This is a genomic window from Streptomyces sp. NBC_00887 (genome assembly GCF_045207585.1).
Map to the genome: position 1 here is coordinate 4,009,452 of NZ_CP108788.1, position 12,543 is coordinate 4,021,994.

General features: G+C 70.9%; 12 protein-coding genes. 7 read left to right on the forward strand and 5 right to left on the reverse strand.

The genetic code is table 11. The features are described from left to right. Positions 1-82 precede the first annotated feature (82 nt). Entirely contained in the window at positions 83-883 is an 801-nt protein-coding gene (locus OG844_RS18225) for an inositol monophosphatase family protein (RefSeq protein WP_406391561.1), read from the reverse strand. 40 nt (positions 884-923) lie between these two features. Then, a complete protein-coding gene (locus tag OG844_RS18230) occupies positions 924-2,051 on the reverse strand; it encodes a ferrochelatase (protein ID WP_406391563.1) in 1,128 nt (375 codons plus the stop codon). Positions 2,052-2,178: 127 nt separating this feature from the next. Between OG844_RS18230 and OG844_RS18235 the strand changes: the two genes are divergently transcribed. After that, entirely contained in the window at positions 2,179-3,426 is a 1,248-nt protein-coding gene (locus tag OG844_RS18235; protein WP_406391564.1) for an MFS transporter, read from the forward strand. Then, a complete protein-coding gene (locus tag OG844_RS18240; RefSeq protein ID WP_406391565.1) occupies positions 3,383-4,705 on the forward strand; it encodes a D-arabinono-1,4-lactone oxidase in 1,323 nt (440 codons plus the stop codon). The genes OG844_RS18235 and OG844_RS18240 overlap by 44 nt, the downstream gene beginning before the upstream one ends. Positions 4,706-4,801: 96 nt before the next feature. On the opposite strand, the gene OG844_RS18245 is transcribed toward OG844_RS18240, so the two are convergent. Next, positions 4,802-5,803, reverse strand: a complete 1,002-nt coding sequence (locus OG844_RS18245) for a hypothetical protein (protein ID WP_406391567.1) — start codon at positions 5,801-5,803, stop codon at positions 4,802-4,804. Between the two features lie 497 nt (positions 5,804-6,300). On the opposite strand from OG844_RS18245, the gene sepH reads away from it, so the two are divergent. Then, positions 6,301-7,362: a septation protein SepH gene (sepH, locus tag OG844_RS18250; protein ID WP_406391569.1), complete on the forward strand. Its 1,062-nt coding sequence runs from the start codon at positions 6,301-6,303 to the stop codon at positions 7,360-7,362. An 80-nt stretch (positions 7,363-7,442) separates the two neighbouring features. On the opposite strand, the gene OG844_RS18255 is transcribed toward sepH, so the two are convergent. Next, complete coding sequence (locus tag OG844_RS18255) at positions 7,443-8,270, reverse strand: sulfurtransferase (RefSeq protein WP_406391571.1); 828 nt, start codon at positions 8,268-8,270, stop codon at positions 7,443-7,445. Between the two features lie 238 nt (positions 8,271-8,508). Between OG844_RS18255 and OG844_RS18260 the strand changes: the two genes are divergently transcribed. Next, positions 8,509-9,285 (forward strand): VOC family protein, encoded by a 777-nt coding sequence (locus OG844_RS18260; protein WP_406391573.1) that lies wholly within the window; start codon positions 8,509-8,511, stop codon positions 9,283-9,285. 48 nt (positions 9,286-9,333) lie between these two features. Here the strand turns inward: OG844_RS18260 and OG844_RS18265 are convergent, their stop codons facing one another. Further along, positions 9,334-10,116: a hypothetical protein gene (locus OG844_RS18265; protein WP_406391575.1), complete on the reverse strand. Its 783-nt coding sequence runs from the start codon at positions 10,114-10,116 to the stop codon at positions 9,334-9,336. A 578-nt stretch (positions 10,117-10,694) separates the two neighbouring features. On the opposite strand from OG844_RS18265, the gene OG844_RS18270 reads away from it, so the two are divergent. From OG844_RS18270 to OG844_RS18280, 3 genes are all read left to right on the forward strand, one after another. Continuing rightward, a complete protein-coding gene (locus tag OG844_RS18270) occupies positions 10,695-11,522 on the forward strand; it encodes a class I SAM-dependent methyltransferase (RefSeq protein WP_406391577.1) in 828 nt (275 codons plus the stop codon). A 220-nt stretch (positions 11,523-11,742) separates the two neighbouring features. After that, on the forward strand, positions 11,743-12,012 hold the full coding sequence (locus tag OG844_RS18275; protein WP_406391579.1) for a hypothetical protein: 270 nt from the start codon (positions 11,743-11,745) through the stop codon (positions 12,010-12,012). Between the two features lie 217 nt (positions 12,013-12,229). Further along, positions 12,230-12,535, forward strand: coding sequence for a chitin binding peritrophin-A domain-containing protein (locus OG844_RS18280; RefSeq protein ID WP_406391581.1), 306 nt, complete (start codon positions 12,230-12,232; stop codon positions 12,533-12,535). The last annotated feature ends 8 nt before the right edge of the window (positions 12,536-12,543 follow it).

The window sequence follows — 12,543 nt, forward strand, 5'->3', positions numbered from 1 at the left end:
CCGGAGCCGATTACGGCACCCCGGGGCCCTCTCGTACGTCCGCGCCCGTCCGGGGTGCCACCAGGGGCCCCGGACCCGGCCGTCAGTCGTGCCAGGCCCCCAGCTCCTCCAGGAGCGCCTGCAGCGGCTCGAAGACGCCCGGGGTCGCGGCGACGGTCAGGTCGCCGTCCGCCGGGAGCCCCGGCCGGCCTCCGGTGAGCGCTCCGGCCTCGCGGGCGACGAGATCGCCCGCCGCCAGGTCCCAGGGGTGCAGTCCGCGCTCGTAGTAGCCGTCGAGCCTGCCCGCCGCGACGTCGCAGAGGTCGACCGCGGCCGATCCGCCGCGCCGGATGTCTCGCAGCTTCGGGATCAGCTGCTGGGCGACGGCGGCCTGGTGGGTGCGCACCTCGGTGACGTAGTTGAAGCCGGTCGACACGAGGGCCTCGCCGAACGGTGGGGCGGGGCGGCAGGTCAGGGCCTCGCCGTTCAGGTACGCGCCGCCGCCGAGCACCGCGTGGAACGTCTCGCGGCGCATCGGGGCCTCGACCACGCCGACGACGCGCTCGCCGTCGCGCTCGGCGGCGATGGAGACGGCCCAGGTGGGCAGCCCGTAGAGGTAGTTCACCGTGCCGTCGAGCGGATCGATGACCCACCGGATCCCGCTGCTGCCCTCGGCGCTGGCGCCCTCCTCGCCGAGGAAGCCGTCGCGGGGGCGGTTCCCGGAGAGGAAGCCGGTGATGAGCTTCTCCGCCCGGATGTCCATCTCGGTGACGACGTCGATGGGGCTGGACTTCGTCGCGGCCACCCCCAGGTCGGCCGGGCGGCCGTCACGCAGCAGGGCTCCGGCCCGGCGGGCCGCCTCCATGGCGAGGTCGAGCAGTTCGGACAGGAAGGGGTCGGTCACAACGCTCCAGGGTTTTCCGGCCGGCTCGCTCACCGGGGATTCAGGCGTACGGGCTGTCGGCACCCGCGGCTGCGGGCCTGACGGCCCTGGCCGGACAGCACCCGGCCGGGCAGAGGTCGTGGGAGGGGCTGAGGGCACCCAGGGCGCACCGGTCCGCCGGGCGGCCCTCTTCGGCGGCGGTGCGCTCCAGGAGGAGCTCACGCACGGCCGCCGCGAACCTGGGGTCCGCACCGACCGTCGCGGACCTGCGGACCGGCAGCCCCAGCTCGGCGGCCTTCGCGGTGGCCTCCGTGTCGAGGTCGTACAGGACCTCCATGTGGTCCGAGACGAAGCCGATGGGCGCCATGACGACCGCGGGGACACCGGCGCCGTGGAGGGTCTCCAGGTGGTCGCAGATGTCGGGCTCCAGCCACGGGATGTGCGGGGCACCGCTGCGCGACTGGTAGACGAGCTGCCACGGGTGGTCGGTCCCGGTCTCCTCGCGCACCGCGTCGACGATCACCCGGGCGACGTCGAGGTGCTCCGCCACGTACGAGCCGCCGTCCCCGTGCGTCTCCACGGGGCCCGAGGTGTCGGCGGCGGACGTCGGGATGGAGTGGGTGGTGAAGGCGAGGTGCGCGCCCGCCCTGACGTCGTCGGGGAGGTCCGCCAGCGAGGCCAGCACACCGTCCACCATGGGGCGCACGAAGCCGGGGTGGTTGAAGTAGTGCCGGAGCTTGTCCACCCGCGGCACCGGCAGCCCCTCGGCCTCCAGGGCGGCGAGCGACTCGGCGAGGTTCTCGCGGTACTGGCGGCAGCCCGAGTAGGAGGCGTAGGCGCTGGTGGCGAGGACGGCGATGCGGCGGTGGCCGTCCGCGACCATGTCCCGGAGGGTGTCGGTGAGGTACGGCGCCCAGTTGCGGTTGCCCCAGTACACCGGCAGATCGAGCCCGTGGTCGGCGAAGTCCTTGCGCAGCGCGTCGAGCAGCGACCTGTTCTGCGCGTTGATCGGGCTGACGCCGCCGAACAGGAAGTAGTGCTTGCCGACTTCCTTGAGCCGTTCTTCGGGGATACCCCTGCCCCGGGTCACGTTCGCCAGGAACGGGACCACGTCGTCCGGGCCTTCGGGGCCCCCGAAGGAGAGCAGCAGCAGGGCGTCGTAGAGAGCGGGATCGCGCAGATCGGACATGCACCCGATCCTGCCACCCGCCGCCGCCCGTGCGACAGCCGACATCGGTCCCGGTCCCCGGGGGCCGCTACCACCCGTAAGCTGCATAAGCCATCCATACGCCTGACAGGCTTCTCCGGAGCTCCTCTTGCCCAGCCCCTACCGCGCCATCTTCGCCGCCCCCGGAACCAGGGGTTTCTCGGCGGCCGGATTCTTCGGCCGGATGCCGCTCTCCATGATGGGGATCGGCGTGGTGACGATGGTGTCCCAGATCACCGGCCGTTACGGGCTCGCCGGTGCGCTCTCGGCGACACTCGCCATGGCCGCGGCCGTCATGGGGCCGCAGATCTCCCGACTGGTCGACCGGTACGGGCAGCGCCGGGTCCTGCGCCCGGTCACCCTGGTCTCCGTCGCGGCGGTCGCGGGGCTCCTGATCTGCGCCCAGCAGCGGCTGCCGGACTGGACCCTCTTCGTCTTCGCCTCGGGCGCGGGCTGCGTCCCGAGCGTGGGTTCGATGGTCAGGGCGCGCTGGGCCGAGATCTACCGGGGTTCCGGCCGTCAGCTGCACACCGCGTACGCCTGGGAGTCGATCGTCGACGAGGTGTGCTTCATCTTCGGGCCGATCATCTCCATCGGCCTGTCCACCGCGTGGTTCCCGGAGGCCGGGCCGCTTCTCGCGGCCGGGTTCCTGGTGATCGGCGTCTTCTGGCTGACGGCCCAGCGCGCCACCGAACCGAGACCGCACCCCAAGGAGCACCACTCGGGCGTTTCTCCGCTCCGCTCGACCGGCCTGCAGGTCCTGGTGGTCACTTTCGTCGCCACGGGCGCGATCTTCGGAGCGGTCGACGTGGTGACGGTGGCCTTCGCGGAGGAGCGCGGCCACAACGCTGCGGCCAGTCTCGTACTGGCGGTCTACGCGCTGGGGTCGTGTCTCGCCGGAGCCGTCTTCGGCCTGCTGCACCTCAAGGGGAAGTCGTCCACGAGGTGGCTGGTGGGGGTCTGCGCGATGGCCGTGAGTATGATCCCCCTCCAATTGGCCGGGAGCCTGCCGTTCCTGGCCGTGGCGCTCTTTGTCGCGGGTCTCGCCATCGCACCGACGATGGTCACCACCATGGCCCTCGTCGAACAGCACGTACCGCGCACCCAGCTGACCGAGGGCATGACCTGGACCAGTACCGGGCTCGCCGTCGGGGTGGCGCTCGGCTCCTCCGCCGCCGGCTGGGTGGTCGACGCCTCCGGGGCCGAGGCGGGGTACGCGGTGCCCGCGGTGGCGGGAGCGCTCGCGGCCGCGGTGGCGTTCCTGGGGTATCGCCGGCTCGCCGAGCCGGTTCCTACGGGAGGGCGCGGGGAATATGACCGACACCTACGCACGGACGACGACGAGCACGTGGCGTAACTGGGCGGGAAACGTCAGCGCCCGGCCGGTACGGACCGTGTCCCCCGCCTCCGTCGACGAGCTCGCCGAGGTCCTCCGCAGGGCGTCCGAGGACGGCCTGACGGTCAAGCCGGTCGGCACCGGTCATTCGTTCACCGCGGCTGCGGCGACCGACGGTGTGCTGATCCGCCCCGGTCTGCTCACCGGGATCCGGGAGATCGACCGTACGGCGATGACGGTGACCGTCGAGGCGGGCACCCCGCTGAAGCGTCTCAACACGGTGCTCGCCCGCGAGGGACTCTCGCTCACCAACATGGGCGACATCATGGAGCAGACGGTCGCCGGTGCCACCTCCACGGGTACCCACGGCACCGGTCGCGACTCGGCTTCCATCTCCGCGCAGATACGCGCGCTGGAGCTGGTCACCGCGGACGGCACGGTGCTTCGCTGTTCGAAGAGCGAGAACCCCGATGTCTTCGCGGCCGCCCGGATCGGGCTCGGCGCACTCGGTGTGGTCACCGCGGTCACCTTCGCGGTGGAGCCGGTCTTCCTGCTCAGGGCACGCGAGGAACCGATGACCTTCGACAGGGTCACCGCCGACTTCGATCAGCTGGTCGCCGAGAACGAGCACTTCGAGTTCTACTGGTTCCCGCACACCGGCAACTGCAACACCAAGCGCAACAACCGCAGCGCGGGCCCCGCCGATCCGCCCGGAAGGATCAGCGGCTGGATCGAGGACGAGCTCCTCTCCAACGGGGTCTTCCAGGTCGCCTGTTCGGTCGGCCGGGCCGTCCCGGGGACGATCCCGTCCCTCGCCAAGCTCTCCAGCCGCGCCCTGTCGGCCCGTACGTACACCGACGTTCCCTACAAGGTGTTCACCAGTCCCCGGCGGGTGCGCTTCGTGGAGATGGAGTACGCGCTGCCGCGCGAGGCCGCGGTCGAGGCACTGCGCGAGGTCAAGGCCATGGTCGAGCGCTCACCGCTGAAGGTCGGCTTCCCGGTGGAGGTCCGGACGGCGCCCGCGGACGACATAACGCTCTCCACGGCCCACGGCCGCGAGAGCGCGTACATCGCCGTGCACCTGTACCGCGGCACGCCGCACCAGGCGTACTTCACGGCCGTCGAACGGATCATGACGGGTTGTGCCGGCCGCCCGCACTGGGGGAAGATCCACACCCGGGACGCCGAGTATCTGGCCGGGGCGTACCCGAAGTTCGGCGAGTTCACCGCCGTACGCGACCGCCTCGACCCGGGCCGGCTGTTCGCCAACGACTATCTGCGGCGCGTTCTGGGCGACTGAACCCGGCAGCGCCGGAGGTGCGGTGCGAGGGCCTGGTTCACGGACCGCCGGTGCGGTGACCGGCCGTGCGGTGACCGCGCGTTCGCGGACAGCCGGTCATCGGCCGGTGTCCGCCCCCGCCGCTGCCCCGTCGTCCTGCTCCGGGACGTCGCCGGTTCCGCTCGGGTCCGGTGACGCCGGAGCTCCGTCGCCGGGCGCCGTCGGAGTGGCGGTGGGATCCGGGGTCAGGTCTTCGCCCGGGGCGGAGGGTGTGGTGCCGGGCTCGGCCGACGAGCCGCCGCTCCGGTCCGGAGCCGGGTCCGGTGCCGTGCTCCGCCCGTCGTCCGCGTCCGTGCCGGGCGTGGTGCCGCCGCCCCCACTGCCCGGATCGCTGCCGTGGTCACCGTCCGACTGCTCACCGGTATGGCCCGAGGGCTCCGGAACGGTCGTTCCGGTGTCCCGTTCGCCGTGTACGACGGAGCCGACGGTCGTTCCTCCCCCGCCGCTGAGGTCGTTGCCGGAGGCCAGTTCGTAGGCAGTGATACCTGCCATCGAAAGGGCGAAGACGGCAACCGCCGCGAGCGCCGAGCGCCTTGCGCCCCGGATCCGCGTGCCGTGGGTACGGGCGTCCGAGTACGTGTCGGGCCGGACCTGGCCGAGCAGCTGCGTGGCATCCGCGTCGGCTCGCAGCAGTTGCGTACGCTCCGGGTCGGGCCCCACCGCGCGCAGGATTGTCGTCGCGTCGTCAGTGGGCCGCAGGACCGTCGTCGCGTCGTGCCCCGGCCGCAGGACCGTCGATGCGTCACCCGGGAGCCGTTGCGGCTCCGGAGCCGTGTCCCGCGTGAGTACGGCCACCTGACGGCCGGCCGGATGCTTCGCCTGGACGGTGACTTCGCGGATCTGCTCACCCGTGCGACGGAAGAAGTGCTGGAAGACCGACCCCCCGCAGGTGGCGACCACGCTCATCACGCCCGCGCCGGCGATCGTCCCGTACACACCCAGCTGCGAAGCCATCACCGCTGCGGCGACCGCTGCGACGGCGCTGCCCGCAACCTGCGGCAGGCTCAGGTCTATGCGCTTCTGCCCGGGTTCCGCATCCCTTTGCGGCTTCTGATCCATTACCAGCCCTTGCTCGACAACTACCCCACCCTGCACCAAGAAGGGACATATGAGCGAAGGGAATAGTTCCGATTCTGGAGATTGTGTGAAGCAGCACACGCGTTGAGGGCATAGTGCCGACAACTGGGTAGCCCAACTCCCGTGCCCGGCGAGAACTTCGGCGGCGCGCCGGTCCACCCCCGTGGCCCGAATGGAGTACTGTGGCGAGCCCTGGGGCCGGACTCCCACATGGGTATCCGGAACCTGCGGAAGGGGGCCGAAGACGGCACTCGAACCGGCGGCGCCGCGGCATCGCACGGGCGCCTGCGGCACAGAGCGACCACCCGGTCACCATGTGTCGCAAACAGGTAACCGTGCCATGGTGGCGATCCAGGGCCAACGCCCGACACGCCGGGTAACTTGGCAAGGTTGTGGCAGGCTGCACCCGGGCAGGCCACACTCGACTAGCGGAAGCAGCGACGCACGTGACGTCGGCAGGCACCACCCGGGAGGTTCCCATGCCCGAACTGCGTGTCGTGGCCGTCTCAAACGACGGCACACGACTGGTGCTCAAGGCTGCGGACAGCACGGAGTACACGCTTCCGATCGATGAGCGGCTGCGTGCCGCCGTGCGCAATGACCGCGCCAGGCTCGGCCAGATCGAGATCGAGGTGGAGAGCCACCTCCGCCCCCGCGACATCCAGGCACGCATACGAGCCGGTGCCTCCGCGGAGGAAGTCGCCCAGTTCGCCGGAATCCCCGTCGACCGTGTGCGCCGCTTCGAGGGCCCCGTCCTCGCCGAGCGCGCCTTCATGGCCGAGCGGGCCCGGAAGACTCCTGTGCGCCGCCCCGGCGAGAACACCGGCCCCCAGCTCGGTGAGGCGGTGCAGGAGCGCCTCCTGCTGCGCGGCGCCGACAAGGAAACCGTCCAGTGGGACTCCTGGCGCCGGGACGACGGCACCTGGGAGGTCCTCCTGGTGTACCGGGTCGCGGGCGAACCGCACTCGGCGAGCTGGACGTACGACCCGCCGCGCCGGCTGGTCCAGGCGGTGGACGACGAAGCGCGCTCACTGATCGGCGAGACGGACGACGACGCCGTGCCGGAGCCCAGCTTTCCTTTCGTGCCGCGGATCGCACGGCTGCCGCGCGATCGGCCGCTGGACCGTGCGCTCGACCGTCAGATCGAGCGTCCCACTCCCCCGGCACCGGAGCCGGAGGAGCGCCTCAGCGGTGTGTCGGCCGGCGAGCGCGACTCGCTGACCAGCCTTCTGGAGGCGGTGCCCAGCTTCCGTGGCGACATGGTCGTCCCGGAGCGCCCCCAACAGCCCGAACCGCCGGCGATCGAACCCGCCGCCCAGGAGCCGGAGGCCGACGAACCGCCGGCCGCCGCCGCGTCCGCGGGTGCGGGTTCCGCCTACGCGGACGTGCTGATGCCGCGTGCGGTGGCCGGCCATCGCGACCGGCTGACCGGGACGACGGACCGGCAGGCCGAGGCGGACGGGGTCCGTCCGGGCCGCAGGGCAGCGGTGCCCAGCTGGGACGAGATCGTCTTCGGTACGCGCCGGAAGAAGCAGGACTGAGGTCCATCCGGATGTTCGTCGCATGACGAGGGCCCGTACGTGCCGCGTACGGGCCCTCGCTCTGTCCGGACGCGGTCGCGTCAGCTGGGATCCGGACCCGTCGCGACGGGGCGGGACTCGTCCGAGGACCACTCGGACCAGGAACCCGCGTACAGCGCCGCCCTGTGCCCGGCGATCTCCAGTGCCAGCACCTCATGAGCGCCAGAGACACCCGAGCCGCAGTAGACGCCGACCTCGGTGTCCCCGTCGGCCCCCAGGTCGGCGAAACGGGAGGCGAGCGATCCGGCGGGGAGGAAGCGCCCGTCCTCGGCCACGTTCTGCACGGTCGGTGCCGATACCGCGCCGGGGATATGGCCGCCCACCCGGTCGATCGGCTCCACATCGCCCCGGTAACGCTCCGCGGCCCGCGCGTCGAGGAGCAGCCCGGAACGGGCGAGTGCCGCGGCGGCGTCCGCGTCCAGCAACGGGAGCGCGCCCGGTTCGGGCCGGAAGTCGCCCTCGGCAGGCGTCGGCACCTTCGTCGAGAGCTCTCCGGTCCATGCCCCGAGACCGCCGTCCAGAACCCGGACGTCGGGGTGACCGGACCAGCGCAACAGCCACCAGGCGCGGGCCGCCGCCCAGCCCTGGCCGCCGTCGTAGACCACCACCGGCGTGTCGTGGGAGACCCCTGCCCGCCTCATGGCCGCTCCGAAGGTCTCCGGCCGGGGCAGCGGGTGACGCCCACCGCTGCCCGCCGGACCGGCGAGCTCCGCATCGAGGTCGATGAACACGGCGCCGGGGATGTGCCCGGCTTCGTAGTCGGGGCGGCCGTGAGGACCGCCCAGCTGCCAGCGGATGTCCAGGAGCACCGGCGGACGTGGCCCTGCCGACTCGCTCACGTATTCGGATGCGGTGATGATGGGCTTCATATGTGCCATCTTCGCGCAGACCCCGTCCCGCATGGGACGACGCCAAAATGGATGTACCGCATCAAATCGGTCTTCGCGCATTCAGAACCCGGAAAATGCGGCGCGGCCGGGGTGCCTGTGGAGCTCGGTGGTGCGAGCATCTGCACGGAGCGTACACACCCGTATCCGTACCGCTGACGGTGTACCGGCCCCGTTCCCCCCGTACGGCCACGACGATGGTCCGAGGAGAGATAAGAAGATGACCGAGGCTGCCGCCCGGCGCACGCCCGGAGCACCTTGCTGGGTGAGTCTGATCGTGCACGGCCTGAGCGCGACCCAGGAGTTCTACGGCAATCTGTTCGGCTGGGAGTTCCGGCCGGGACCCCCAGAGCTCGGGCCGTACGTGCGCGCGCTGCTTCACGGGAAGGAAGTCGCAGGCATCGGCCAGCTTCCTCCCGACCGCCACCTGCCGATCGCCTGGACCACCTATCTCGCCACCGAGGACGCCGATCTCACCGCGGAGGTGATTCGGGCCTGCGGTGGAACGGTCGCCGTCGGGCCGATCGTCGCCGGGAGTGCGGGCCGTCTCGCCATCGCCTCCGACCCGAGCGGAGCGGTCTTCGGCATCTGGCAGGCCGCCGCGCACGTCGGTACGGCCCTTGCGGGCGAACCGGGAACCCCTGTCTGGAACGAGCTGGTGACACGCGAGACGTCCTCGGTCGCCAAGTTCTACCAGGCCGTGTTCGGGTTCGAGCTGGAGGCGGTCATCTCGGCCGACTTCGACTACCAGACACTGCACCTGGAGGGCCGCCCCGTGGCAGCCCTCCACGGGGTGGGCCATGCGCTGCCACGCGACCGGGGACCGCACTGGATGACCTATTTCGAGGTGTCCGACACGGACGAAGCCGCCGCGCGAGTGGTGGAGCTCGGCGGACACGTTCTGCAGCCGCCGCAGGAGGGATCGAGCGGGCGGCTCGCCACGGTCGCGGACCCGGAGGGCGCGGTGTTCACGATCGTGCGGTCGGCGGACCGCTGAGCCCTGCCCCGCCGCGCCCGGCATCACGCGGACGGCGTTCGCGGTCGGTCAGGCACCTCCCAGCAGCCCGCCGAGCAGTCCTCCCAGCAGATCGCCGAGCGGCCCGCCGGGCGGGTCCGCCGCCTCCGGGTCCTGGGCGTCGTCACCGCCGCCGGGCGAGCCCTCGGTGCCGGATCCGCTTCCTGTCTCCGGAGCGGGCGCCGGTACCGAGGGCTCGCCCGGCGATTCCTCGCCGCCCCCACCGGTCTGCGCGGCCCCGTCGGACGTCTGGGGTCCGGGCGTGGGCGCGGCTTCCACGGCGGGGATGTCCGCAGGGTCGGAAGACGCTTCGATCGGCCGCTGGACGGTGGGCCGGGCGGCCGCCGACAGGCGTTCCTGATCGGGTGTCACCGGACCGGGTGAGCCGGGCGCGGATTCGGTGGCCGAGGCGTCCCGGGACTCAGCCGGCCGCTCCCCCACCTCGCGTTCCAGGCCCATCGCCCGGGGCAGTTGGAAGAAGGGCGCGCTGGAGTCGCCTCCGATCAGCGCGGCGACCACGGTCGTGGCGTAGCAGGTGCAGCAGAGCGCGGTAATGGCCCCTGCGCGGCGCCAGGTACGGCTGCGTTTCCCGGTGGAGTCGACGAAGACCGCCCGGGTGGGCGGCACAACGGTGCGGGAGTCCGAGCCGTCACCGACTGCGGAGACCCGGCCGTGGACGGCAGGGTCCTGGACACGTTTCGCGCCGCCGTCGCATCGAGGGGCCTCGCCCTGACGGCCGTCCGTTTCGTCGCCCGTGGTCCTGTCGCCCCGTATGCTCCGAGCCTCGTCCACTGTCGCGCTGCGTATGCCCACGTGCGTCTCCACCTGCGTCGGGTTGCCGGATCATTCGCCGACAGGGGTCGTCCGTTGCCGGGGTCCGTGCCAAGCGCGCACGGAAGAGGTCCGGCAGCGGCGCCGGACCCGTCCCCTCCCCCAGCTGTTCGGATCCATATGCCCTACGGATTGGTCCGATCGGCCGGTAATCGGACAACTGCCGACCACACCCACGGGTAACGGGTCCTGTCCTCATCAGGCTACGCGAACTAGGCGTACACAAAGGCGACTTGGCCGCCAGTGACGCGCCTGCTCCGCCGTCGTCGCGGACGTGAGCGGCTGGTACTCGCCAATCGGCCGGAACCAGCCCGGCATGGTTGCGCGCCAGCATCCCCGTCATCGTCAGTCACAGGGACGAGCCCTCCGCCCGCACGCTCGACGCGGACCGAGACCCTCGCCGACGCGAGCGCGCACCCCCTGACCTCCATCGCCGCGGCGGCCACCTCGCTCGGCAAGAAGGACACGGACGGGTTCCTCTCCGAACTACCGGCGGCAGCACGGCAGCTGTCGGCAAACCAGTGGCGTTTCCCTGGACGGACCTCATAGCTTGTGCGTTCGTGACTGGTGATCCGAAGACGCGCCCGAATCGATACGACCTCGGCCGAGTGTTCAACGAGGTGCCGGAGCTCTACGACCGGGTCCGGCCGGGATACCCCGACGAGTTGTTCGTGGACCTTGGCGCCGTCACCGGCATGGACGAACGGTCGTCGGTGCTGGAGGTGGGCTGCGGTACCGGTCAGGCGACGCGCTCGCTGGCAGCACTCGGATGCTCAGTGACTGCCGTCGAGCCGGGGGCAGACATGGCCGCACTCGCTCGCCACCGGATCGCCTCCTTCCGCAACGTCGAAGTCGAGACGTCGACGTTCGAGGAGTGGGACAACCGCGGACGGCGCTTCGATGTCCTCGTAGCTGCGTCGTCGTGGCACTGGGTCGACCCGACGGTTGGCTGGCAGCGAGCGCACGACATGCTCCATCCCGGAGGCTGGATGGCGCTGCTCGGCCACGTCGTTGTCCGCCGGCCGGGAGAACCCGAGGTGTATGCCGAGACCGCCGATCTCCACGAGCGGTTCTGCCCAGGGAACCCTGACTGGGGTCATCCGCCACTCGAAGAAGACGTGCGCGGCACCGACGAGGGCTGGGGCCTGGTCGAGGATCCCGGAGAACTGTTCGGCCCGACGATCGTGCGCTGGTATCCAACGGTCCAGTGGTTCACCGGGGACGGCTATGCCGATCACCTTCGCTCATTGTCGCTGTACCGGAGACTCGATCGCGAAGTCCGTGACCCTTTGCTCGACGCCGTCGCCGAGCGGATCCGCACGCGGATGGGCGACCGGGCATCACGCCGATACCTGAGCGTCCTCCGTGTTGGACGGCGCGCCCGTTGAGGCCAGGGACGCGCAGCCAGGCGTAGGAGAGGGTGCTGCTCAGCGGCAGGAACGCCAGGAACGCCTGGTTCCACGAGAGAGTGATGTCGCTGAGTCTCGGTTCCGGCCCAACTTTTGGCTTTTGTGGAGCGGCGACGATCAGTGCTGCTGAACTGCTCTGCGACGGTGACGTGCCACCACGACCGACGGTGTGCCGGTGGGACAGTCGATGATGCTGGGCGTGGCGGATCGCAGTCCGGTGCTCCGGATCATCACCTCGGCGGCGCGGGAGTCCCTGAAGCCGCTCGGCCTGGCCCAGCGCGGGCGGTCGCGGCTGTGGATTGATGATCACGGGTGGTGGCTCGGGGTTGTGGAGTTCACCCCGCCGCGGATTGCCGGCAGTGGTCTGAAGGTCGGTGCGATGTGGCTGTGGCACAACGTGGACCACCTGGCCTTCCACGTGGACGCACTCCAGGTCGGCTCCGAGCTGTTTCGCACCGAGTGTGACTGAGCGCTGTAGATGGCCCCTGAGCGTTCTAGTTGGCCCGAGTGAGCCTGTAGGTGGCCCGAAGGGGGAGCGCGCTCAGAGATGTCGGTGGTGTGCCCTTCTCATGGTAGCCGTCACCAGCAGACGTCGGAGCCGTTCACAAGGGGGGCACCTGACGCCGGTCGCGATACGACCCGGCTCACGGGTGCATCCGGTACCTGTTTCCGACGAAGGGCTGATAATGATCAAGGTTCCCCGGACGGCGGCGTCCGTCCTCCTGGCTTTCGGCGTTCTGTGCCTGCCCGCGTACAGCGCCTCAGCGCAGACTCTCAGCGCGCCTGTGGCTGCGGAGGAGTGCGAGCAGGAAGGCGACCTCTTGGCCAACCCGGACGACGCCCGCTCCTTCTTTCACTGCTCGCACGGCGTGGCGTACCTGAAGCAGTGTCCGAGCATCCTCCACTTCAACCCGGTCCTGAAGGTCTGCGACTGGCCCGAGAACGCAGGAAACCCCGCCGCTGACCAGGGCACGGGCTCGGACCCAAGCTGATGCAACCT